This window comes from Paenibacillus sp. strain BS8-2, assembly GCF_054483835.1.
Map to the genome: position 1 here is coordinate 1,611,188 of NZ_CM137010.1, position 25,004 is coordinate 1,636,191.

Annotated in this window: 21 protein-coding genes and 1 pseudogene; 15 read left to right on the top strand and 7 right to left on the bottom strand. The window is 44.9% G+C overall.

What is annotated here, in order from left to right; all coding sequences use genetic code 11:
* Positions 1-107: 107 nt before the first annotated feature.
* The 7 genes and pseudogenes from ACX1C1_RS07145 to rlmH all read left to right on the top strand — a co-directional run.
* A complete protein-coding gene (locus tag ACX1C1_RS07145; protein WP_458956421.1) occupies positions 108-2,258 on the top strand; it encodes a sensor histidine kinase in 2,151 nt (716 codons plus the stop codon).
* Between the two features lie 217 nt (positions 2,259-2,475).
* Positions 2,476-5,028, top strand: a complete 2,553-nt coding sequence (locus ACX1C1_RS07150) for a LuxR C-terminal-related transcriptional regulator (protein ID WP_458956422.1) — start codon at positions 2,476-2,478, stop codon at positions 5,026-5,028.
* A gap of 226 nt (positions 5,029-5,254) precedes the next feature.
* Positions 5,255-5,503, top strand: coding sequence for a hypothetical protein (locus ACX1C1_RS07155; protein WP_458956423.1), 249 nt, complete (start codon positions 5,255-5,257; stop codon positions 5,501-5,503).
* The gene (locus ACX1C1_RS07160) at positions 5,491-8,250 is read left to right on the top strand and encodes a X2-like carbohydrate binding domain-containing protein (protein WP_458956424.1); all 2,760 of its coding nucleotides are present in this window, start codon (positions 5,491-5,493) and stop codon (positions 8,248-8,250) included. Before ACX1C1_RS07155 ends, ACX1C1_RS07160 begins: the two co-directional genes overlap by 13 nt.
* A gap of 444 nt (positions 8,251-8,694) precedes the next feature.
* The gene (locus ACX1C1_RS07165) at positions 8,695-9,429 is read left to right on the top strand and encodes a hypothetical protein (protein WP_458956425.1); all 735 of its coding nucleotides are present in this window, start codon (positions 8,695-8,697) and stop codon (positions 9,427-9,429) included.
* Positions 9,430-9,485: 56 nt separating this feature from the next.
* A complete protein-coding gene (locus tag ACX1C1_RS07170) occupies positions 9,486-9,605 on the top strand; it encodes a CxxH/CxxC protein (protein ID WP_458956426.1) in 120 nt (39 codons plus the stop codon).
* A 174-nt stretch (positions 9,606-9,779) separates the two neighbouring features.
* A pseudogene (rlmH, locus tag ACX1C1_RS07175) lies at positions 9,780-10,154 on the top strand (23S rRNA (pseudouridine(1915)-N(3))-methyltransferase RlmH); the annotation flags it as partial.
* Between the two features lie 138 nt (positions 10,155-10,292).
* On the opposite strand, the gene ACX1C1_RS07180 reads toward rlmH, so the two are convergent.
* Positions 10,293-11,528, bottom strand: a complete 1,236-nt coding sequence (locus ACX1C1_RS07180; protein ID WP_458956427.1) for a hypothetical protein — start codon at positions 11,526-11,528, stop codon at positions 10,293-10,295.
* Between the two features lie 243 nt (positions 11,529-11,771).
* A complete protein-coding gene (locus tag ACX1C1_RS07185; RefSeq protein ID WP_458957615.1) occupies positions 11,772-11,945 on the bottom strand; it encodes a JAB domain-containing protein in 174 nt (57 codons plus the stop codon).
* An 82-nt stretch (positions 11,946-12,027) separates the two neighbouring features.
* Here ACX1C1_RS07185 and ACX1C1_RS07190 point away from each other — a divergent pair, with 82 nt between their 5' ends.
* Positions 12,028-12,990: an AAA family ATPase gene (locus tag ACX1C1_RS07190; protein WP_458956428.1), complete on the top strand. Its 963-nt coding sequence runs from the start codon at positions 12,028-12,030 to the stop codon at positions 12,988-12,990.
* Between the two features lie 109 nt (positions 12,991-13,099).
* On the opposite strand, the gene ACX1C1_RS07195 is transcribed toward ACX1C1_RS07190, so the two are convergent.
* Complete coding sequence (locus ACX1C1_RS07195) at positions 13,100-14,551, bottom strand: IS1182 family transposase (RefSeq protein ID WP_458956429.1); 1,452 nt, start codon at positions 14,549-14,551, stop codon at positions 13,100-13,102.
* A gap of 64 nt (positions 14,552-14,615) precedes the next feature.
* On the opposite strand from ACX1C1_RS07195, the gene ACX1C1_RS07200 reads away from it, so the two are divergent.
* Together ACX1C1_RS07200 and ACX1C1_RS07205 are read left to right on the top strand one after the other, a co-directional pair.
* Positions 14,616-15,512 (top strand): ATP-dependent nuclease, encoded by an 897-nt coding sequence (locus ACX1C1_RS07200; RefSeq protein ID WP_458956430.1) that lies wholly within the window; start codon positions 14,616-14,618, stop codon positions 15,510-15,512.
* Positions 15,513-15,601: 89 nt separating this feature from the next.
* On the top strand, positions 15,602-17,575 hold the full coding sequence (locus ACX1C1_RS07205) for an AIPR family protein (RefSeq protein WP_458956431.1): 1,974 nt from the start codon (positions 15,602-15,604) through the stop codon (positions 17,573-17,575).
* 492 nt (positions 17,576-18,067) lie between these two features.
* Here the strand turns inward: ACX1C1_RS07205 and ACX1C1_RS07210 are convergent, their stop codons facing one another.
* Entirely contained in the window at positions 18,068-19,015 is a 948-nt protein-coding gene (locus ACX1C1_RS07210) for a ketopantoate reductase family protein (protein ID WP_458956432.1), read from the bottom strand.
* A 164-nt stretch (positions 19,016-19,179) separates the two neighbouring features.
* Between ACX1C1_RS07210 and ACX1C1_RS07215 the strand changes: the two genes are divergently transcribed.
* Together ACX1C1_RS07215 and ACX1C1_RS07220 are read left to right on the top strand one after the other, a co-directional pair.
* Positions 19,180-19,758 carry a TetR/AcrR family transcriptional regulator gene (locus ACX1C1_RS07215; protein ID WP_458956433.1) on the top strand — a complete coding sequence of 193 codons (579 nt, stop codon included), beginning with the start codon at positions 19,180-19,182 and terminating at the stop codon, positions 19,756-19,758.
* Between the two features lie 233 nt (positions 19,759-19,991).
* The gene (locus ACX1C1_RS07220; protein WP_458956434.1) at positions 19,992-20,822 is read left to right on the top strand and encodes a DegV family protein; all 831 of its coding nucleotides are present in this window, start codon (positions 19,992-19,994) and stop codon (positions 20,820-20,822) included.
* 120 nt (positions 20,823-20,942) lie between these two features.
* On the opposite strand, the gene ACX1C1_RS07225 is transcribed toward ACX1C1_RS07220, so the two are convergent.
* Positions 20,943-21,854, bottom strand: coding sequence for a helix-turn-helix transcriptional regulator (locus ACX1C1_RS07225; RefSeq protein ID WP_458956435.1), 912 nt, complete (start codon positions 21,852-21,854; stop codon positions 20,943-20,945).
* A 97-nt stretch (positions 21,855-21,951) separates the two neighbouring features.
* On the opposite strand from ACX1C1_RS07225, the gene ACX1C1_RS07230 reads away from it, so the two are divergent.
* Both ACX1C1_RS07230 and ACX1C1_RS07235 read left to right on the top strand, forming a co-directional pair.
* Positions 21,952-22,896 (top strand): alpha/beta fold hydrolase, encoded by a 945-nt coding sequence (locus tag ACX1C1_RS07230; protein WP_458956436.1) that lies wholly within the window; start codon positions 21,952-21,954, stop codon positions 22,894-22,896.
* Positions 22,897-22,902: 6 nt separating this feature from the next.
* Complete coding sequence (locus tag ACX1C1_RS07235; protein ID WP_458956437.1) at positions 22,903-23,049, top strand: S-layer homology domain-containing protein; 147 nt, start codon at positions 22,903-22,905, stop codon at positions 23,047-23,049.
* A gap of 164 nt (positions 23,050-23,213) precedes the next feature.
* On the opposite strand, the gene ACX1C1_RS07240 is transcribed toward ACX1C1_RS07235, so the two are convergent.
* Together ACX1C1_RS07240 and ACX1C1_RS07245 are read right to left on the bottom strand one after the other, a co-directional pair.
* On the bottom strand, positions 23,214-23,546 hold the full coding sequence (locus ACX1C1_RS07240; RefSeq protein WP_458956438.1) for a carboxymuconolactone decarboxylase family protein: 333 nt from the start codon (positions 23,544-23,546) through the stop codon (positions 23,214-23,216).
* A gap of 19 nt (positions 23,547-23,565) precedes the next feature.
* Complete coding sequence (locus ACX1C1_RS07245) at positions 23,566-23,955, bottom strand: tautomerase family protein (protein WP_458956439.1); 390 nt, start codon at positions 23,953-23,955, stop codon at positions 23,566-23,568.
* A gap of 112 nt (positions 23,956-24,067) precedes the next feature.
* Here ACX1C1_RS07245 and ACX1C1_RS07250 point away from each other — a divergent pair, with 112 nt between their 5' ends.
* Entirely contained in the window at positions 24,068-24,943 is an 876-nt protein-coding gene (locus ACX1C1_RS07250; protein ID WP_458956440.1) for a LysR family transcriptional regulator, read from the top strand.
* Positions 24,944-25,004 lie beyond the last annotated feature (61 nt).

Consider the following 25,004-nt stretch of genomic DNA (forward strand, 5'->3'; position numbering starts at 1 on the left):
CGGTTCAACGCCTCTGAGATACTTGCAGGGCACATTTCCCTATAATGATGGTATTATATAGATAATAAACTTACTTATAGCGCATCTTGTAGATTGGGGTCGACTTCATGAAGAGGGGTATTCTCCGATTCCGTTCTCGTACTATCTTGTTTTATATAGCTGCTGCCGTTGTTATTGGTTTGGTCGCAAGCTATGCGATCGTGCTTGCACCGAACGCCTCCAAGATCCAAAGCGAAGAGGGCACTCTGGATTTAACGCACGTTCATGTTAGTAAGAATTCGCTAAAGTTACAGGGGGAATGGACGTTCTACTGGCAAGAGCTGCTGACGCCTGAGGACGTACAAAGCCTTGCGGAAAGCGGGAAGAAGGTTGACCGATATATCAACATCCCGAACTCCTGGCTAGGCTATCGGTTAGATAATCAGCAGCTGAACAGTACAGGCTATGCCACCTTTCGGCTGGTCATCGAGCTTAGCGAGCAGGACCGAAACGAGCGGCTTGCTCTGCGACTGCCTACCTTATTTCATGCGTATAAATTATGGGTTAATGGAGAACTGCTTGCCGAAGTCGGTGTGGTTGGTCCGAACAAGAGTGACATGACTCCACAGTTGGCTACGAAGCTGGTATTCTTCCAGCCTGACACCAACACCGTAGAGCTGGTTATGCAGGTAGCGAACTTCCATCATAAGCGAGGCGGTATCACCAAGGATATAGAGCTGGGCGGCAGTGATGTATTAATAAGCAGAACAAATTTGCACATTGCCTCAGAGATGTTCATCACCACAAGCTTATTGGTGATTGGCGTATATAATCTGTTGTTGTTCTTGCAGCGACGCAAGGACAGGGCGCCGTTGTATTTTGGTCTGTTCACCGTGTTGGTCGGTACCCGATCCTTGCTGGTCGGCGAGCACATGATGACACAATGGTTTCCTCATCTTCCGTGGGAATTGCAGTTCAAGATCGAGTATCTTATTCTGTGTACCGTTGGTTATATCCTCACCCTGTATTTCGATTGCATGTTCCCGAAGTATGTGTCGCGATGGTTCCGTCATGGTACACGGGTCATAAGCGGCGCGCTCTGTTTAGTTGTTGTGACGACCCCGGCACTCCTCTATTCCAAAATGTTGCTGGTCATCGGTATGGTCGTTGTTCTGCACATGGTATATCTTATGGTTGGGCTGGTCCATGCGGCTGTGCTTCGTAAAGACGGAGCGCTGATCTTTCTGCTGGTATCGGTGTTTGTTTTAGTTATGGTAATCAACGATTTTCTATATTATAACGGATGGTCGCTGATCGGAAATACGTCTCCGCTTGGTCAGTTGGTATTTACCATCGCACAGATGATGCTGCTTTCTTCAAGATTTACGAAGGCGACAACGAACGAAGAGAGAATTACACTGGAGCTGCTGGAAGCTAATAACAATCTGACGGATATGAATGCCAACCTGGAGCGGATCGTGATGGATCGCACACAGGCCTTATCCGCCGCTCATAATGATCTCCGCACTTCATATGAACGGCTGCTATACTCCGAGCAAGGGAGGAAGAAGCTTCTAGCCTATATTACGCATGATCTGCGTATGCCGCTGTCCAGCATGCTTGGTTATGTAGAAGCTGTACAGGACAGGGTCAAGCCGGAACGTGATGAACAGTATCTGAGGTATATCCGGGATAACACGATAAGGATTAATCGCATGATCGAGGAGTTGAGCTTCCTGTCACATCTAGAGACGGGACAAGTCTCGTACCGAATGGAGCCGGTTCCTATAATTCCCTTCTTGCGTCGATTTTTTGAACAATATGAGCTGGTTGTGCGTGATGCAGGGCTCAATTTTATACTGGATATCGGAGACACGGAAGATCAACGACCTAACTTGCCTGTTGCCCTGATGGATGCGCAAAGATTAGAGCAGGCGTTGTTTAATCTAGTGTCGAACGCGATGAAGTTCACCTCCAGAGGCGGGTTGGTGCGAATTGCGTTAGCTGTAGAAGAAGTGAATGATATTCGCTACGCGATCGTTAGCGTACAAGACTCTGGCACGGGTATTCCTCCAGAGCAGCTCGAGCAAATTTTCAATCGCAATTACAAGGTTGATCGTCCGGGCGCTGAGAAGGAAGTAGAGGGCAGCGGGCTCGGGCTCGCGATTTGCAGGGAACTCGTACAAGCGCATGGAGGGACGGTTCGAGCGGAGAGCGACGGCAAGATGGGATCGATATTCTATGTATCGCTTCCTTGTATTGGGAATGAGGGAAGGTGACGGCTAGATAGGTTCGACAAGGAATTCCGTGAGGTGGTACAAGGAGATGCGTGAGTAACCATTATCTACGGGCTCAAAAATAATGATAGGAATGTCGGCTTTTTCGTGTGTGCAAAAAAGTAGAAATAGCGATTCCGACCAGGAAGTATCGACTCTTAAGCCATCTGATTGTGCTATATTGAAGAGGGGGAGAATAGACCCATCGGAGGAGATATTCATGGTGGTACCGACTAAAATTCAGATCCCCCATGTTCGCCAATCTTTAGTTGCCCGGCCTGGGCTACTTAGTAAGCTGAATGAGGGGATGAACGCTAAGCTGACACTCGTATCGGCGCAGGCAGGCTATGGGAAATCAACGGCGCTAAGTGAATGGGCGAAGCAATGTGGCGCGCCTGTCGCATGGGTGTCGCTAGATAAGCAGGATAACGAATGGGGGCCGTTCTGGAGCTGTATGGTAGCGGCTATTCGCGCGAGAATTCCTTCTTTTGGCCAATCCATAACGGATCTACTGACTCAGGAATTAGATACTTCCCAAGAGACGATCATGAGGGCTCTTCTTTATGAGCTTATCTCTATAAATGGCGAGTTGGTCATCGTTCTGGACGATTACCATGTGATAGAACTTCCGCTTATTCACGAATCACTAGGATATTTACTGGAGTATTTGCCTCCCCATTTCCATATTTATATCGCAAGCCGCTCCGAACTCGCGATTCCTACCGCAAGGTTGCTTGCTAAGGGAGAACTTCATCGGATCAATCGGAAGGATTTGAAGTTCGATCTGGCAGAGGGCATTGTGTTCTTCAGAGAGTTCATGCATCTCTCGCTTACGAAGGAACAAGTGCTTGAGCTATTCCATCAGACGGAAGGCTGGGTGAGCGGTCTGCAATTGGCAGCGATCATGCTAAAGCGCAGCGATAATATTGCCGAATCCATCCGCCAATTCAACGGACGTCAGCGCGATATCTCGGATTATTTGCTAGAAGAGGTTTATGAGCATTTGTCGTCGTCCTTGCGGGAGTTCCTGCTCGTAACGTCTGTGTTGGGCCGCATGAACCAGGCGTTGTGCCAGGCCGTAACGGAACAAACGGACAGTCAGAATCAGTTGGAAAAGCTGGAGAGGATGAACCTGTTTATCATTCCTCTGGACGAGGAGAGACGCTGGTTTCGGTATCATCATCTGTTGTCCGAGTTCTTGCAGCAGATCGCGGTCAGAGAGAATCCTTCATTGTGGAGGCAATCCCATATTCGCGCGGCGACCTGGTATGAGAATGAAGGGTTTTATGAGGAAGCAATCGAGCATTACATCAAGGGGGAACTTGCTGAGGATGCCGTTCGACTCATCGATCTTCATTATCCAGAACTCGTATATACGAAAGGTAATGCGCTGCTCAGATGGTTATCATCGCTGCCGAAGAGCAGCTACGAGGACAAGCCAATGTTCGAGCTGTTCTATATCTCCAAATTGCTAATGAACGGGGAATGGCAGCAGGCAAAGCGAAGGACCGATCAAGCAGAGCATGTATTCAAGGCGCTCCGAGACAACATGCCGGAAACGGAATGGAAGCAGCGGATGAGCGATCTCTACTTCTTCCGTGGTACTCTCGCCTCTCTGCAGCACGATTTAGCACGAGCATCGCATAATTTCGAGCGTATTGACTTTTATTCGCCAGAGGGCAGCATGTTCCAGCACATCGGGAGCAAGAAGTATGACGGTCACGATCAATTCATGAGTCTGCTATCGTTAGTCAAAGATCCACACGGCGCGGAGAAATTTCTCCTGAGGTGGATTAAGGCGTGGGAGAAGAAGCCGAATTATCCGTTTATCGGGTATAAGTATGTCTCGTATTGCATGCTTATGTATGAATGGAATCGATTGGATGAAGCGGAACTTTATCTCAGACAAGCGATGAGTCGGGAAGATTTGCGTGCTAACGTGAAAATCTGGATGGATCTTGGTCTTGTACACGCCTGGCTTCAGCATGTCGAAGGAAGAGGAAGCCAAGCGATCGAATGGCTCACGCATCTTGGATCTACCATCGAATCGCCAGATCGGCATTTGATTATGCAGCGAATAGAGGCGGTGAAAGCGCGTCTGTTCCTGAGTCAAGGGCAGGATGAGAGGGCATTCATGTGGTTGGCGCAATGCGGGCTGTCGCATGAGGATGAAGTCTCGCTGCGCAGCCTTGAAGAGCATTCGATTCTGGTAAGAGTTCTAGCCGCGAACGGTCAGATGGCAGAATCGCTGCACTTACTAGAGAATCTGGAAGTTTTGGTGAATAACACGAACCGTGTGCGAGATCGGATTAAGCTGCTGATCCTGCAAAGCATGGTGCTTCGCCAGTCCAATCGCCCAGAATCGACGGCTGTTGCTCCTCTCCTATCGGCTTTACGACTCTCTGAACCAGCGGGCTACGTTCGCAGCTTTATTGACGAAGGTCCGCCTATGGTGGAGATGCTGCTCGAGCTGCTGAGAGAACGGCAAAACGCTGCGACTTCAGGGGTGTCTCAGGGATATATCAAGAAGCTTCTTGAGGCTGCTGGCGACAGCCGCGCGTATGCCTCCTTGCCGCGCGTCGTACTTACGGAGCAGGAAACGCGAGTCCTGCTTCTGTTCGCAGAAGGGTTGCTCTACAAGGAAATCGCACATCAACTGGAAGTTACGATAGACACGGTGAAGTTCCATGTGAAGAACATCTATCGCAAGCTCGGCGTGCGTACGCGCACGCAAGCCGTGCAACGAGCCAAACAGCTGCGAATCCATGATTAATCGGGCATTCTACACAAATTATTTGATTAACCTACCTATATAGGTAGGTTTTTTTTTGTGTGGTTGAATTTATAATGAATTTCATATCGGAATGGTAATTGAACGGGCAAAGGTGAGTCTGTAAAAGAAGTACATTTGATAAAAGAGAGGTTGATTACATTTAAGAGAGAAACAGAAGAAAAGAATATCTGCAGCGCTGATGAGCTTCTTGTTGGTGTTCCTGCCTATGATTCAGGTCGTTGTAGGCGGGAGTGTGACATTCGCGGAAACGGGAACATGGGTGGACATCACCGGATCGGGAGGATTTACATCTGAGGTGGACATAGCAGTAGACAGTAACGGCACAGTGTATGTGATGGATAAAAGAACGGGTGAAATAAAAATGATGTCCGACGTCAAAGTGGCAGTTAACTTGATACAATACGTATCGATTCTAAATAACTTTATAAAGGACGATGGGCGATGCGGCAATTAAGAGTTCTCAAGTCGGCATTATTGAAAGTTATCTTATCGTTTGCTTTGCTCGTAAGCGGGGTATTTCCATGCATCCCCGTCGCGTCCGCGCAAGGTAGCAGTACGATTAGTCCGATGGAAGCGATATACAATAGAGGGAAACCGAGTGAGATTTCGGTGACAATGACGCTGAATGGCACTACGCTCAAACGAATTACCGCAGGCCCTTTTAATTTTTTGCAAAGGCCAGGCCTGGATTATACGGTATCGGGGAATACCGTTACCTTTAAGACAGAGACGCTCGACAGCTTCGCAGGAACACTGTTTTATCCAACCGATCAACCGACGCTGGTAAACTTTGATTTTAACGATGGAACCACACAGACTTTATCTATTCGGACAATCGACACGACCACTCGTATCGGCCCTTATTACGAATATGACAAAAGAAATCCTTCCGAAACGAATGTTTCCGTTAACATTTACTTAGATGGAGATACGACCGTTGAACAGATAATGCCAGATTTCTCTTCTACTCCATTGGTCAAGAACAAGGACTATTGGATTGAGGGTGGTCAACTCATCATCGAGGAAGAGTATTTCTACAAGTTAAGAGCAGAGGATACGACTTATACTTTCACAGTCACCTATAGCACGGGAGCAACGAGTAAATTGACCGTTTACGCCGTAGACAGCTTGACGAATCGTGGCGCGCCTATATATGAACCAGTCGTGGAATTCGATAAGAATCCTGCGAATCAACGCGATCTTGTGATGCCATTGAATAGTTTTCTTAGGTATGTTAGGACGGATAGATTGCTGGTTAAGGACGTGGACTATACTTATACTGCAGTGGGTTGGTGGTTGACCTTGACAATAAAAAAAGAGTATATGAGCACTCTGCCAATTGGATTCATGATATTTAATTTATCTTACAATGGAGGTCCGTCGGATGATTTTATGCTGAATATAAAAGACACGACGCCGCAGAATAGCACGATCAACCCGAATACGGCCGATTCTGATAAAAAGGTCGGGGCGCAATCAGACGTCGACGTGGCCCTCACGCTGAACGGTAATACGTTGGCTGGCATCACCAATGGCGATAAGCTGCTCGTTCAGAATACGGATTATACGGTAGATGGCAACACGGTAAGCCTCAGGAAAGCGTATTTGGCGGGATTGGCGATCGGAGCAACAACGCTTACGTTCCAGTTCAGCGCAGGGGCCTCGCAGCTACTAACGATTAACGTCAGCGACACGACGCCGCAGAACAGCACGATCAACCCGAATACGGCCGATTTTGATAAAAAAGTCGGGGCGCAAGCAGACGTCGACGTAACAATGACGCCGAACGGCAACACGTTGGCCGCTATTGCCAATGGCGATAAGCCGCTCGTTCAGAATACGGATTATACGGTAGATGGCAACACGGTAAAACTCAAGAAAGCGTATTTGGCGGGATTGCCGATCGGAGCAACAACGCTTACGTTCCAGTTCAGCGCCGGGGCCTCGCAGCTACTAACGATTAACGTCAGCGACACGACACCGCAGAACAGCACGATCAACCCGAATACGGCCGATTTTGATAAAAAAGTCGGGGCGCAAGCAGACGTCGACGTAACAATGACGCCGAACGGCAACACGTTGGCCGCTATTGCCAATGGCGATAAGCCGCTCGTTCAGAATACGGATTATACGGTAGATGGCAACACGGTAAAACTCAAGAAAGCGTATTTGGCGGGATTGCCGATCGGAGCAACAACGCTTACGTTCCAGTTCAGCGCCGGGGCCTCGCAGCTACTAACGATTAACGTCAGCGACACGACACCGCAGAACAGCACGATCAACCCGAATACGGCCGATTTTGATAAAAAAGTCGGGGCGCAAGCAGACGTCGACGTGGCCATCACGCTGAACGGTAATACGTTGGCTGGCATTACCAATGGGGATAAGCCGCTCGTTCAGAATACGGATTATACGGTAGATGGCAACACGGTAAAACTCAAGAAAGCGTATTTGGCGGGATTGGCGATCGAAGCAACAACGCTTACGTTCCAGTTCAGCGCCGGGGCCTCGCAGCTACTAACGATTAACGTCAGCGACACGACGCCGATTGTTATTGGCGGCGGAGGGGGAGGGGGTAATATCCCTAACCCTGAGCCAAACGAACCAACGCCTGCACCATCGGTACCTACAACGCCCGATCCTACAAAGCAGCCGGCTTGTACCTATACCGATATTAATGGTCACTGGGCTAAGGAGCAAATTTGCAGGGCGGTTTCGGATGGCATTGTAACCGTCGGAGCCGACTCCCTATTTTATCCTGATAAGCCCATTACGCGAGCGGAATTCATCCTATTGCTCTACCAAGCGCTTCACTGGAAGGATGACCCGACTTCGGTAATCAATGAATTCAGCGATTATGAAACCATTCCCGATTGGGCTTTGATAGCGGTTCGAGCGGCGATATCCCTCCGTGTTGTCCATGGCTATCCCGATGGGTTGTTTAGGCCGAATCAGGAACTAACGCGCATCGAGACGGCTGCAATGCTCGCCAGAGCAAGGAACCTGAAACCTTCGCGAAGTGGGAATACCACTCCCGGCTTCCTGGACGATGATCTCATTCCTAGCTGGGGGAGAGAGGATGTTATTGAAACAGTTCAAGCCCAATTGCTACTGGGTAGCGGACAACGGTTTATGCCGTTCGCCTTGCTCACGCAGGCTGAGGCTATTACGATCGCATTACGTCTTATTGATAGTAAGTAAACATAAATGTTAATTTTGTATCGAATGGCTAAGTCGTTGTTCGTATCGATAAATTGATTCGTAACCACCTGTAACAGAAAGGAGGGGCTACGCCCCTCCTTTCTGTTGAGTAGCCTCTCGGCATTCACCGAGGCAGATGGGGCAAGGGTTTCCTTGTACCACCAAACGTGCTCTCCTCCTACTTCGTAGGGGGATTTTTTCATTTAATTCCTTTTTGCGTTATGGGAAATATTCTAGGAATATTTGGTCATTTTCTTCGAAAAAGCCTTGACAAATCCTCCAAAGAAAATCTGGATGACTGATCTGTCTCCCATCACGACATTTCTTCGAGACTCTTGCTCGGATTGCGGCCCTGAACCTCGAGATTCAGCATCTATGTTTCGATCCTTCCTCTTGTTCCTCATGACCAACCCCGAGAAGGGATTAACCGAATAGGTGAATGTCTTGAAGCGGACACCGATCTATGCCATTCTCTGCGGTTTCGATTCCGACGATCTTCCTGGCGTCGGCACCTTCTATGATTTCTTCAGACGCCTTTGGCCTGCGGTAGACAAACATCTTCAACCGATGAAGCAACCCAAACGCAAGAGCAAACCAAAGAAAGGGGAAAAAGGAGAGAAAGCGCCTACGGCTACACCGGGCAGAGTGAAACGTCTCGTCGCATGGATGATGCGCCATGCGGATAAGAAAACAGCTTTACCAGCGGATCCCTTGTTCGACTTCTTCCAGTCACAAATCCTTACCGTATCGGCGAATCTAGGTTTGCTTGGGGATGTTTCAGCGCTGAGTGCTGCCGGTGATGGAACTCTCATCGTCACTGCTGCCTATGCAAGAAGCAAGGCTACTTGCGATTGTTTTGCCCAAGGTTTGTCGGGTTGTAACCATCCTCGTATTTACTCCCAGCCCGATTGCAACTCGGGCTGGGACAGCGCCAGAAATAAGTATTATAATGGATACCAACTCTACATGATTTCTGCCGCTGATAGTAATTACGACTTGCCTTTGTACCCTAGACTGCAGCCTGCTTCCCGGCATGACGCTGTCAGTCTAGTTATGAGTATGATGGAATGTGAGCAACGTTTCAACCTTGGTGTGATCGATAAGATGTTGCTCGATGCCGCTCATGACGCGACATTGAGCCCTTTATTAATCTTAACAACCGCAGCAAGAAGAATCTGACGACGGACAGCGACATCCAGATTTCTCCGGTAGGCATTCCGATCTGAGAGAGATTCGTGGACGAATATGAAGACGCACCGGATGTCGTTGATCTTAAGGAGACACAATTCGCCGACTGGGACCCGCCGCGCAAATGTGATTTCTGCGAGGATCCTGCTGCGTTTCTGGTTGTGTAGCGGAATGGAGTGTTCGGAGCTGGATATAGGGGATTGGATTACGCCTCCTGGAGCCTATGGCTTTAGGAGGTTCTTTGCTGTGTGGTAGCAGGGGTTAACGAGTGAAAAGCAGCAGATATGAGACTTCTATGAAGAGGAAGGGGTGTAGGCGGTCCGCTGACGAATCAAAAGATCACGGAAGTGCCCGATGAGAAGGCTCCGGAGACGATGAGTCCGGCGGAGGAGGCTCAGGTGCGCGAGCGGGAGGGGGAGAGGCTTCTGGCGCAGCTGAAGCCGGACGCCCACGTTGTCGCGCTCGCGATCGGGGGTGAGTTGTGGTCCAGCGAGGATCTCGCTGGGCAGCTCGATAAGCTGGCCACGTATGGGCGCAGCCACGTGGCCTTCGTGATTGGCGGGAGCAATGGGCTTGCTCCCGCTGTGTTGCAGCGCGCCCAGCAGAAGCTTAGCTTCGGGCGCATGACCTTGCCGCACCAGCTGATGCGGCTGGTGCTGATGGAGCAGATTTATCGGGCGGTGAAGATAAATCGGGGGGAACCGTATCATAAATGAGGCGATATTTTTGGTATTACCAGCTTGCTAGGAGCGGAAACGCACCCCTGAGGAGCAGGATGGAGGTCGGGCCACCCTCGGGGAAGATCGCTACGCAGGAGGGCTCGTGCGGTCAGGATTTATCAGGTTGAACGAAATCTACTGAGGAACTTCGAATACTAAAACTGTTAGCATTAATTCCCTGCTGAAATCATCTCGGTGGCTAAATACATATCTGAACGAAGTTTCCCCGCCAATCTGCAATTCTCGTTTGAAGTTTGGATGGTTTTTAAGAGTAATTGGTATTTTATTTAAAACATTTGTTAGTTCCTTGTTCCTGTTGAATATAATAAGTGCTGTCTTCGTATCTCTCCATGTAGAATAGCCTAAAAGTTGATCGACGGCATCACTAAGATATTTCTGACCTCTCCATATTTTACATTCAGCAATAAAGATGTTTTTTTCTTGGGCTCTTATTAAAATGTCAGTTTTACCATTAAAATTGAATGTTTCTCCAGTTGCCTGACCTTCATAGTGACTATTAAGCGGAACTAGAAATTGATCTCTAAGTTGCTCTTCCCCCATATTTCGGAAAGTATCAGGGCTTCTCTCAAGCATTGATGCGGTTTTACATATTATTCCTATTATGTGATCATAATCATCTGATCCTAGAACAGGTTCTGGTATAAAAGGTTTTGAGCTTGCGGAAGGTTGGGTGACCGGCAATTTTTTTCTAACATCCGGGGCTGCGAATGTCAAATATGCACTTTCTTTAGGTTTCATGGGAAATCCGAGCGAGGCTGCAAGCCCACGGTCTTTTAAGAGCTTGGTTTTTCTTGTAGATATCCAAGTGTTAATTTTCTGTCGTATGGATTTATCCCATGGGTTAATATCGTTTTTGATCCACGAAATGTATTCTTGTACTGAATGAAGTCTGTTTTCCAGTTCTTTTCTTATTGAATCCGAATTGTGGTCTAAAGTTTGAACAGATATGTACAAGCTTTGTCCGTGTACTTCTCCAGAAGGAGGATTAAAGTTATAAGAGGATGGTCTGCACTTAAAGAGGACAGAATCTCCGCTAAATGGTACTTCAAGAATAATTTCAGTTCCTGTTATAAATACAGGACGGCTTCTATCGTAGATAGGGCGAGAACGATCTTGACTAACGTCAATACGATTTTCTTTCTGATCCACGGTTATCTGGTCTTCATATAAAATAAGGGGATTGATATTGAATTTGTTGTAGAAGTAGTCAATTAGATCCTCGTCAGGAGTATTCAAGAGTTTATTAGGATCGTATGATAAGACTCCCTCACGAATCTGTTTTTCTTGATTCGCTATAACCGCGCTTATATCGTATTCACAAAATAAATGGTTATTTTTTATTTGAACCACCACCACATATTAATAATTGACAAGAACATATATTCAAAAAAGACCAGTCAATTCCTTCTTAGCTATTCTAATTTTACCATAGAACCTTTCTGAAAATAAACTTATTACCATTGGTGCGAAGAAAAGATTAGATATCCAATAATAGCCACGACACTTAAAATGCTAAAACAGTCTTTGTTGGTTCGAGCTGCAATACAGAGCATTGCCGATAATTATGTGATCGAGGACATCAATTCCAAGTATTTATCCTATTTCTGAAAGATATTTCGTTAACATAATATCTTCATACAATGGAGTGTGGTCACCGCTAGGATAATTATGGATGACAACTGCGGAAGCCGTGGGACGCATGATGGTTGGACGAAAGACTTCGTGAGGATGGAGAGGAAGGACAATTAATCGAATAGTAAAATTTATAGATCAAAAGTCTTCCTGACTGTAGATGCAGATGGTAAACTAGGAATGGGTATATTTACTAATAGTCAGGGGGGAGTCTGGATTGGCGAAAAAGAAGGGAACTGATGAAGAACTGGTCAGTTGGTTTGAACAGAGCCAGCCTAAATTGCGGAAGATGATTATTAAGAATTTCCGTTGTATTGGTGCGCTTCCCGTTACAATTGATCTGGATGATATTGTGGTACTGGTAGGGCCCAATAACGCGGGGAAAAGTTCCATTTTAAAAGCCTATGAGTTAGTAATGAATCACGGTTCAAAGAAGTGCCTGCTCAGCGAATCGGACTTCCCTAACGGAAACGTAAATACCAATACTTTACCCGAAATTGAATTGCATACAATCGTAAACGGCGTTTCTACCCCAGCTTTAAGATGGGTTGAAAGAATTGAAGGGCAAGCTATTGTCAGAGAACGATGGACATGGTATTCGGCAAATGCCGAGCCCAAACGACAAGGCTACGATGTTCAAAAACAAGACTGGGACGAGCAGGTGCCTTGGGGAGCACCCGGCGTGGCACAGTCCAAACGTCCGCAACCACATATGGTTGAAGCATTCGCTCATCCGCAGGAACTCGAGAAACAAGTCCTTGATCTGTTAAATGCCATTATAAAAGACCGAATTAAAAGCATACAATCAATTCAGGATACGGAAGGAGAATTATCCGATTACACACGGCTTCTAAAACAAATCACCGATTTACGCAAAAAGATTCTTGATGATTCCCTAAACGAGATACAAACGATTGAGAGCGATCTTTCTTCAGCGATTTCAGAAGTATTCCCAGGCTATGTGGTGAAGTTTGATCCAAGGGCAGAGGATGATATCGAAAACGACTTATCGTTGTTTAAAAGTTCCTCGAAACTATTGATGGGGCCAAGTCAAGGATATCAAGGTGCAATTGACAAACAAGGGAGCGGAGCAAGAAGAACCTTGCTTTGGTCCGCATTGCGTTTAATTGTGCAAAGCGGTGCGGCGAAAAAGGCTGCGAGCGGGAGGCGAGGCCACTGAAAATCTGTGGCTTATACATGCTCAAGTATGGCACTACACACAACAAAGGCTAATTCCATTCGTTATGAATGAGAATTAGCCTTTGTTTCTTTGGTATGCCAATTCTATTTCACTTCATTAACTTCAATATTCGCTTCACATTGACTGTGAATATCGCGACTGCACCTTGCATTTCCATACCTAATAGACCCGAGGTCTCAGCTACATCATACCCGTGTCTATGTTTCAGTTCACTATTCTTTGCTTCAATTTTATAGCGTTCTTTTGCTTTTTCCTTGAAATAGTCACTTTCCTGAAAGAGCTTTTGACCACTGTGTTCGGCTGATTTAATGCTAACCGAATAGGTCTTTGTCTTTGCTCCTTCTTTATAGCAGCCTTCTTTGAAGGGACATTGCTGGCATTTGCTTATATCAAAATAAAAAGTATTGACTTGGTTTTTTGCTACATTTTTTGTACCTGTTCTTGCCTTACGAATGGCCAGGTGTCCTGCTTTGCACACGTACATGCCTGCATCCTTATTGAAATCAAATTCGTCCTCTTTACGACGAGCGCCATCTGAGATCATAGGGTTTAATTTGGATACCAATTTAAGTTCGTTTTCATTGGCATACTGAATATTATCCTTTTCTGAATAAGCGGTGTCCCCAATTACAGTATCAATCTCCATCCCCGTTTCGATACTTTTCTCAATTAACGTTTGTAATTGCTTTCCATCGTTCTTTTCGCCTGTCGTGATGATCGCAGCAGTAATGATTCGCTCCTCGTTCATGGCGATATGTGTTTTGTAACCAAAGAAAGAGGAGTCCGCTGTTTTGTGTCCTACACGTGCATCCGTGTCGTTTGAGCGTTGCAGTTGTTCATTGTGATCCGCTACGATTTCTTTCAAGTAGTTCAACTTTTCTTGAACCTTTGGATAGTGGCTGATGGCTTCTTCCTTTTCAACAGCCTCAATCACTTTTTGACAATACGCCAACTCATCGGCTATGTCGTTTGTCGTTGTTTTGGGCGGGAATTTCTCTTTCATCGATTCGTCGATTTGGTAGACAGCTTTGCGAAGTAATTTTGATTTTTCCATTAGGAATTCCTTCGGCGATTGCTGATTATATCTTGCTTTTGTGTGTGTCGCGTCTACGATGATTGATTTGCTTTTAATGAGTTCCTTCTCCAGAGCGATTTCCACTGTTTTTTGAATAAGCATGTCAAGCAGATTAATATCTTTCAAGCGAAGTTTGCGAAACTTCGTTAATGAACTGGGATTGATAACCGCGTCTTCCGGGGCCATATCCAGAAAATATTTAAAGGACATGTCATATTTCGAACGTTCCACGACATCTACGTCTGAAAGGTCGAAGATGGATTTCAATAACAAATACTTAAACATCCGAATTGGAGGAACAGCATTTCGTCCATTGTCCAAGCAATAATTCACTTCTAACTCTTCATGGATAAAGGAGAAATCCACAAGGCCATTAATCTGTCGAAGCATATTATCTTTAGGTACAACGATATCGTATATGCCCATGAACGGACTAAGATTTAAGCTTTGTTGATTTGAAATCATCCGGGTCACCGCCTGTTTTTGGTTACCTCTATTATACAAGAAAACAGGGTGATCTTCCGCTTATATGTGGAAGATCACCCTGCTTTTAATTAAAGGACTTTTTCAGTGGCCTCGCGGGAGGCCGCATGTTCTTTTATTGGACGAGCCCGAATTATGTCTTCATCCCAATGCAGTAAGAGAGGCGAGCAGAGTTCTCTACGATTTGCCCAAGCAAGGAAACTGGCAGGTCATGCTCACAACTCATTCACCTGCGTTCATTGATTTATCACGTAATAATACGACAATTGTCCGTGTTGAGCGAAATGAACAAGGTAACATTTTTGGTACAACTGTCTTTCGTCCGGAAAAAGTACAACTTGATGAAGATGATCGTGAAAGACTAAAGCTTCTGAATTTGTTTGATCCCCATGTTGCCGAATTTTTTTTTGGAGGCCATACAATAATAGTCGAAGGGGATACAGAATACACGGCATTTAAATATATCATCTCCCAAAATCCTGAGAAGTATCGAAATATTCATATTGTCAGGGCCAGAGGCAAGGCAACCATAGTGTCATTATGCAAAATTTTGAATCATTTTGGCAGCGGCTATTCCGTACTGCATGATACTGACCTGCCTTTTTTGGCTAACGGAAATAGAAATCCTGCTTGGGCTCATAATACTTCGATACTCGAAGTGATCAAGGCGGCACCTTCAGGTAATGTACGACACTTATCATCGCTTCCTAACTTTGAGGCAGCCTATTTTGGTCAACTGAAAGTAAATAATGGAAAGCCTTATAATGCATTGATTCAAATTCAAAGCGATACCGCTTGCTTTAATAAAGTCGAGAAAGTTTTGAATAGCTTGATTACTAGAAGCGAGGAATTCTTACATGGTTGTATTGCGTGGGGAGAAGAAGAAGAGTTATTGGAGCTAATATTGCCTTTACAGCAGGTTGGGGTTACTAAACAAGAGTAATTAATAGACAAATGTATAGATCATTTTATTAGTTGCTAAGCTCGAATTTTCAGTAAGCTAGATATAATTTACTATAGGAGGGACATTTTGTGAACTTTGAACCTGTGATTAATGCTAGATTTAAGAGATTTCGTGAACAACATGACCTCATAAATGTAAGAGACGGAACAGCATTTGAACACTTTGTAAACTATAATATTTTATACGCACATAATCCTGAACCTTTTTTGGGGAATAGTGACTTTCTCCAATTCTGCAGTGTGGGTGGTAGTAATGATCTAGCTATTGATGGAATAGGAATAAAATTAAATGGAGCTTTTGTTAGGAATGAAGAGGAAGTTGATGCAGTTTTAGAAAGAAGCAGGAAAGCTACTGTGGAGTTTATCTTCATTCAATCGAAGTATAAAGAAAAATTTGAGATGGGTGAGTTTAACAATTTCATTGCCGGGGTCAGAGATTTCTTATCTGATACACATCTTCAACCTATGAATGATTTTATTAAAAGGTTAATAAAAATAAAAGAATATATACTAAGCGACGAAATTAGTTCTGATTGGGAAAGCAATCCATCTGTAAGGCTTTATTATGTTACTATGGGCAGGAACCAAGGCTTGCCACATATTGAAGCGCTCCAGGAGCGTTTTAAGCAAGATATTCATTCTATGAATATCTACGAGGATGTGTATGTCCAGTTAATTGATAGTAAGGCATTAAAAATTATATGTGATAACAACACTAATCGTTATTCGGCAACAATAGAAGTAATTGATTCGATGGCGTTAACCCCTGTAGAAAATGTAGATAATTCGTGTATGGTTCTATGTACAGCAAGTGAAATTTACAAACTTATGGAAACGCCTGATGGGGTATTAAGAAAGTCATTATTTAATGATAATGTGAGGGATTTCCAAGGTGCAACTTCAATTAATGAAGATATCGAAGGAACTATTATTAAAGAACCTCAAAAGTTTGTTCTATTGAACAACGGCATTACAATTGTATGCGATGAATATAAAACCAATAACAGAAAGATAACCTTGGTGAATCCACAGATTGTTAATGGATGTCAAACGAGCCATATGATCTATTTTTCTATGAAAAAGGGTTGTGATATCTCACTTGTTCCAGTTAGTATGAAAATCATTTCAACAACTAACGACCACATCACTGGACAAATTGTGCGTGGTACCAATAAGCAAAATATTGTTTACGACGAAGCATTTGAAACCACCAGGGACTTCCATAAAGAATTGGAGGAATTTTTTCCGAGTATATCAAGGGAAACCCTTCTTTATTATGAAAGGCGTTCAAAGCAGTATCACTTAAGTCCGATTATAAAGCAGCATCAAAAAATTAGCTTTCGGTCGCTAATACAAGGTTTTATTGCGATGTTCCTAAATCAACCCGATGTGGCCTCGCGCCATGAATCAAGGTTAATAAAAGATTTCCGTAATAAAATTTTCTTGGATGAACATTCTAAGTTACCCTATTACACTACGGCTCTGGCACTGTATTTTGTTGAAAAGTTTATTCGTGAATCTCCTGAGCTAGTAAAGGATAATAAGACCTTAAAATATCATCTTTTGATGGTCATTAGGGAGTGCATTAATTCAAAACTACCAAATCTCAGAAATGACAAAGAGATAGATGCATACTGTTTGATGGTCATCGAAAGGCTCAATAATGATTTCGAAGGATTGCTACATACAGCAATAGCAATTATAAATAAGAGTAAAGATATTTGGACTCAACAAATGGGAAAAAGTATACATGGTATAAAAGATGTCGCTGATTTTACTAAACTTCTTGTAGAACAAACATCGAATCGGTCGCTAGATCCCGTTCGTGAAACGGGGATAGTGAAAAGAGTGTTACGTGATCGTAACAACAATAATTACGGATTTATTAGTCGACTCCCTAATAACATCTTTTTTCATTCAAAAAGTAGTGGAACTATAGACTTTACGAAATTAGAGGGTAAATTGGTTTCTTATGTGATAGAGCCAAATCCATTTAGAAAAAATGAAGATATTGCAGTAGATGTAAGATGCGAAGAGGTATGAAATTGCCGTTGAAATATTAATTGAATAATTGTGGGCTGCTGTCGTTGTTCTTCACTATGTTGCATTTCTGTTCTAATTGTAGGGCACCTTGTTTTAGGTGCCCTTTGATTTTGTTCTTCAATGTCATACGTTGGTTCATGCCACAAATAAAGCGAAAGTTTCGGACCGCTACGACACAAGGAATTTCGCCCTATAGATGATACGCTGAACCGTATCATAAGTAAGGCGGAATTTTAGTCTAAGTTGCTTGCTAGGAACGGCAATCGACTTAACAAACTTGTTAAGTTTGTTCTTGGTTTGACTTCGTTGTTGATTTTGTAGTTTTCATTAAATTATGATTCTGAGCTATGAGTCAATCGTGGGGCTTTTCCGAAATAGGGAATAGCCCTTCTACTGTTTAGTCAGCAGAAGGGTGCGTTTAAAATATGATTTTCGGTCTCCTCATTGATGGCTAAATCGATGTTATCAACTCGGTGCTAACGTTACGACTTATTAGAAATGCTGCTTCAAAGTCTCAAGCCGAGGAAGCGATACGTCGAGCTTATGGGCTTCGGCTAGAACATCGTTAGGGAAGTGGGCGAATGATTCGCGCGAAATATAGGCGGTGCGCTCCATCCTTTCCATAATAGCGGCGGGCACGGAGTTACCTTTCAAAACTTTGTATGCTCCATAACCGATGAATCTGGATGGCAATCGCATAGCAAGTGAAGTTCCTAGACCTATTTTGCCTCCCTTGGCTGCGATTAACGGAAGCATTTCGCGTATGAGCAAAATCGCTTGTGCTACCTTATTGGGCGATTGGTACAGGTTGCGGTAGCTACCCTCTTTCAACGCTTGCGCGGCCATTCCTGCATTCATAATGAAGTGGAACCAGTACCAGACGCGCATATCTTTTTGCCAGGAAAATGAAAATCCCGCTTGTTGGAACAGCTCAACTACACGTCGATGTCTCGTTACAGAAGCAGCGGTCGATCCGGTTTGCAAATAGATCGATTTAAGAAAACCGCCTTCAAGCTTATTATGGCTGCTAAACCCGCCGCCACCGCCAGGGAAGCCCCAGATGATCTGATCCATAGGTAGTCCCTCAGCGAAGACAGAAAGATCCTGCCAGACGTTATTGAATATTAAAATAGTTGATTTTCCTACATGTGGAGCAATCACCTTTACTACTTCCCTGAACTGATTATGATTAACGCTTAGCACAATCAGGTCATAGTTATGATCGGGAATAAGCTCTTCTCGCATCCGAATCGGCCATTGTTCCTTCACAGGAACACCTCTAAAGCTAGTGCGGCCATCCAGTATATCCAAGTCGATATAAGGACCGAATTGCTCCTTGCGCCCTGGCCGGACGTAAAATTCTACTTCATGACCCGCTTTTTCAAACGTCCATCCATATTGTGCGGCAATAACGCCTCGACCAAACATTAATATTCTCATCGGTGTACTCCTTGAATAGTTTTTTAATAAACATTAATTTATTTAAAAACTAATATATCGAAGACGGTGTGACATGTCAATTAGTTTTTAAATACAGCATGTTAAGTTTAAAAATATATTATCTTGTGCGATAATAAACTTATTAATGTTAAAGGAGTTTAGGTGTGAACAAATATGAAATTAGAACGAAGAAGAAGAAAGAGGCGATTATACAATCAGCGCTCGAGCTATTCCGGGAAAAAGGGTATAGGAATGTCAGCATCAACGAGTTGGCAGCCACCTCGGGGGTTTCCACTGTGTCGATATACAATTATTTTGGAAGCAAGGAAGGGTTAGTTAAGGAATGCGCGCGAATTCTAATGAGGGATACGATACAAGCAGTGGAACGCTTGCTGAGCGATGGCATTGGCTTTAAAGAGAAGCTGGTGCAGGCCGTGGCGCTATGCGCCGAAATGCCGAATCAACTAATGGAGCACTATTTCTCGAAGGAAGCAATAGACGACCAAATGTTCGTCGAGCTATTCAACAAAAGCGCAAGCGAGATTCGAGTGGATATCCTGCGAGCATTCATTGAGAGCGGCAGAGAGGAAGGGGCAATCGACAACTCCATTTCCACGGAGACGGTGTTGGAGTTCCTGCACGCCATCGCGGGGATACAGGAGCAATGGGGAACTGCTTCGGAATATCAGGTGAAAGCCAGTGAGCTGTATAGGCTTATGCTGTATGGGATAATTGGGCGTTAATGGAAAAGGCATTCTTTAATTGCTGAGGTTTTCTGCGCCGATTTTGCCCTATTGATGTTAAGCTGAGAAGTATTACAAATAGTGTAGTGCTGGTGGGCAATACCTCCTCTGACAACTGTACCATAAGGGTACTCAATTATTGTCGAATTTTGATGAATCATGACACTTGTCATTGGCGAAGGAGTCAAACGGCATGATAGAATGAGGCAAGTTGACGTAAATGGAGGAATCCAATGCCTTATCAAATTGTAGTTGATTCTTGCTGCGACCTCACTGAAGAACTCAAGAATGATCTTAAGATCAGAACTGTCCCGCTCAACCTAAGCTTGGGCGATAAACATTATGTTGATGATGATACGCTGGAGATCCCCACATTTATTGAAGACATGCATCGTTGTACAGAAAAGATAGGGTCGTCGGCGCCTTCGCCAGCGTTATATCAACAAGAGTATGAAGGTCATGATCAATCCTTCGTCGTGACACTGTCAAGCAAGCTGTCCAGCTCCTATAATAGCGCCTTGCTAGGCGCGCAGATGCTGGACGATGCTTCCGGCAAGGTTCATGTGTTTGATTCCAAGAGCGCTGCTGCGGGTGAACTGCTGATCGCGATGCAGATCCATGAGCTCATCCAGAACGGATATTCTGCGGATGAGATTGTTGAGCGGATTGAGCGATTTATTATGGAAATGAAAACGTATTTTGTGTTGGACAATATTGATAATTTGCTTAAGAATGGACGGCTTGGCAAAATAAAAGGCAAGCTCATCAACTTTCTAAACATAAAGCCGCTGCTCGGGTCTGATGGCGATGGGAATATTACGCACTACTCCAATTGCAAAGGTCAGATCAATATAGTCAAGAAGATGGCTGCTACAGTGAAGGAAAGCGGCAAAGACACGAAGCTGCTACGCGCTGTCATCTCGCATTGCAACAATCCTGTATTAGCTGAGCGATTGAAACAGGAGCTTGAATTGCAGTTTAGCTTCAAGGAGATCATTATCGTACCGACACGCGGCGTGAGCACGATGTATGCTAATGATAAGGGTGTTATTTTGGCTTACTAAGCAGGGCCAATTAGAGAGTGATGATTAGAATGCGAACAAAAAAGACCCCGTCACAGGGTCTTTATTTGCGTTGTGTCAAAAAAAGCATTTTATTAAGGACATGCCGCGACAGCTGCCTCATCAGGTATAGTTGCCCATCATTTGGGATAAATATCTTCGAAAGTCTTCCACATAGGTTTTGGGCTCTACAACTATAAGATGAGTGCCGAAGCTTGCTAACAAATGAAATCCCGAACGCGTCTGAGGGACATACATGGTTGCTAATAAAGATCCTGAACGATGGTCTTCAATACTTCTTCGACCATACCTTTCGATGATTTGATCCTTTATGCTAGGCGATATCCATGCCTTAATTGTGACGAGTTGCGGTAGATCACTTGCTTCGAGTCCTTGCTCTGACCAATCGTCTCTAGGATGAAATACGCGTTCATCCATCGTAATATGATCGATCCGTGACAGCTTGAATGTTCGAGTACCCTGTCGATGTAAACAAAATCCTTTTAAGTACCAACTCGATTCGCTAAAATGCAGCTCATAGGGCTCGACGATTCGATTCGTCACAGCCCCGTCTCTATCTGTATAATCAAACGAAACCAGCCTCTTCTTTAAGATGGACTGTTGGCATGTCTTTACGGTTTCAAGCATCTCGGACCGACCTTCCCAATCGTAAAACGACAGCTGAATGGAGCGACTCAGAGACATTGGACTAACCATTGCCTCTATTTTTTTTATCGTTCTTTCAACTTCATCTGTGAGGAGGATTTGTTCCAATCCGTCAAGCGCAGTTAATATATTTTGTAAATCGGAGCTGCTTAAAAGGCGTTTATCAACCTTGTATTCCTCCATGATGCCGTAGCCGCCTTTGACCCCAGTGACAGCGTAGATCGGAATGTTCGATAAGCTCAATGTTTCCATATCGCGAAGGATCGTTCTTTTGGAAACATGGAATAGTTCTGTGAATTCCCTTGTAGAAACAACCTCTTTTTTCAGCAATATCATAATAATCGAAATGAGTCTCTCCACTTTGTCCATAATGGCCCTCTTTTTTCTTCATGAGTGTAGAACGGTGACAATAAGATGTCACCTTTTGTACATTATACTACATGTATCACAAGAAGGAGGTAATGCCATGTTTAATCCATCCGATTTTCCTAAGCCCATCTTTATTTCTGTCAACGGTGTAAAACTCGAAGTCTTTGAAGCAGGTCGACGCAATGCCGGAAAACCTATCGTCCTCTGTCACGGCTGGCCGGAGCATGCCTTTTCTTGGCGCCATCAGGTGGCCGCGCTTGCCGCAGCGGGCTACCATGTCATCGTCCCCAACCAGCGAGGCTACGGCAACTCATCCCGTCCAACCAAAGTAACAGACTATGACATTGAACATTTGTCGGGTGATCTTATCGCGCTTCTCGATCACTACGGATACGAAGATGCCACCTTTGTCGGTCATGACTGGGGTGCAATGGTTGTGTGGGGACTGACCTTATTGCATCCCAACCGCGTAAACAAAGTAATCAATCTGAGCTTGCCCTATCAAGAGCGCGGAGAAAAACCTTGGATCGAATTTATGGAAGAAATACTTGGCGGCGACTTCTATTTCGTACACTTTAATCGACAGCAAGGCGTCGCGGATGTCGTGTTGGAAGAGAATACGTTCATATTCCTTCGCAACCTGTACCGAAAAAACGAGCCTCTCAGAGCGCCGGAGCCAGGCATGACCATGATCAATCTCGCCAATGCAGAAGCACCGCTAGGCGAGCCTCTAATGAGCGACAGCGAGCTGGCGGTTTTCGTCTCCGCCTTTGAAACATCGGGGTTCACGGGCAGCATCAATTGGTACAGGAACCTTGACCGCAATTGGCGCTTGTTGGCAGACGTAAACCCCATCATCGGGCAGCCCACCCTCATGATCTACGGTGACCGGGATACGATTCAGAAGTCTGAAAAACTAAAAGAGTTCGTGCCCAATGTAGAAGTGGTTAATCTGGATTGCGGTCATTGGATCCAGCAAGAAAAACCGGAAGAAACAAACCAAGTCATTTTGAGATGGTTGGAACAGCAGGATGCCATCTAGTCCCGGATGGATATAGGTTCCGATGCCGCTGTAGCTGCGGGCATCATAACAGGCATGCCTGATAGCTTGTTCGCGCCTTCCGAGCATGCGACCCGCGCACAGGCGGCGGTCATGCTGAAGCGGTTTCTGCAATATACGGAATTTATTGATTAGAGAGTGCTCTTAAGCTTGTCCACGGATGTCTCAAAAGGTCATAAAATGACCTGAGAGACATCCTCTTTTTTTGTACAACCCTAAGAATTTATAAGAATTGAGCTCGTCGAACGCCACGTATATCAGGAGTTCTCTCCGGAAGTTGAATAGGCTTTGCATGATGTCTATGGCGTCTCATGTTCTTTGAATACCGTTTTCGCCACCTGAAGAGCGGAAGCGGCGCGAGGCCAGCCGACATAAAAGGCCAAGTGCGTGATGGCCGCAATGAGTTCATCTCTCTTTAATTCATTCTGTGCAGCTAATTGCAAGTGATAAGGAAGTTGCTCGCTCATCCCTCCCGCCACTAACGCCGCAACCGTTATTAAACTTCGCTCCCTTAGTGATAAGTCTTCTTGTCTCCACACTTCCCCGAATAACACATCTTCTGAGTATCGGACGAATGATGGGGCGAAATTCCCGAATGATTCTCGGGCAGTAGATTTGATTTCCTGATGCATCCAATAACACCTCCTGAATTTACCGATGTAACATTTGGGCCATTCCGTTACCGAATGACCAATCTTCGAATTCTGTATCAACGAGTACGATGAACACGTCTTCTATTCGCATCGGAACCGTTCTTGATAAATGCTCGGCTAACGTTCCGTAAAAAGATGTCTTCTGTTCAGTCGTTCTTCCTGACTTAAGAGTAATTTGAATGAACAGTAAACCGTTGCTACGCTCCACGCCCAAGTAATTGTTGCTGTAGTAGAATTCCTCTGGACCATGGGCATGAAACACTTGAAATAAATCGTCCGCCGGTACATTGAAATGTTGTATAAGCGCATGCATGAGTATCTGACTGATGCGTTCCAGTTGGCAGGGCTCATACTGAGGCTTCATGTAGCTAACTCTTATGAATGGCATGTCGACTTCCCCTTTGCTTCAGATACGATTATTGTATAGGAGGCAACTTCATTTATATAATGGAATATAATAATGAACTTCATCTATTTTATCGATCAAGGAGGCGGAGCATGTGGACTTAAAGGAGCTAACCGCTTTTCAAACCATTCTTCAGGAAGGCACCTTTTCTCGAGCAGCTGAGAAATTAAAATATGCACAGTCGACCATTACGAATCAGATCCAACGACTCGAGAAGGAAATCGGAATACAGCTGTTCAAGAGAGGGTGGGAGGCAGAGCTAACAAGCGCCGGCCAATTATTTGCTACAGAAGTGGATAAGCTTATTCGGCATTGGAACGATGTAACTGAGATGGCCAGGGCGATAGAGCAAGATGAGGTAGGAAGCCTGCGAATGGGGATTATTGAACCCTTAATGCAATCCGTTCTGCCGGACTCTGTACGAAGATTTCATCAGAGTAAGCCGAGAATAGATTGTCAGATTCAAATGGGGAATACCGAATTATTGTCGCAAGCATTACGCCAGAATGAGCTTGATTTTGCCATATGCGGGGAACCGGGCGATCCGACTGCTTTTTATTTCGAGCCGTTATACAAAGAAAGTGTTACGTTTGTAGCAGACCGAAATCACCCGTTATTTATAAGAGATCAAGTGACCTTTAAACATATTTTGGACTATTCCCTCATTTCAGGAGGACGCACATGCCTATACTACTTAGAGTTAGCCAAGCACTTATCGAGATATGAGACTACCCTTTTAATCCATTCGGTCAATCAAATTTCCGCGATTCCTTATTTCGTCCAAAAGACGACGGCCGTTGGAGTCGTGTTAGATTCTACGCCCTTGCCCACGGAAACACAGAGAATCAACGTAGATTGGGAAGGGGCCCTAATACCAATTGGATTGTTACAATGGAAAGGGCAGGACCACGCATCCTCATCTTCTAAACAATTGCTCATGCAGATCTTGAAGGAGCAGCTCTGCCAATGAGCAGGCTTTCGAATTCAGGAGATACTGCTCACAAGGGTGCGTTCCACGGGGCGCTTTGACC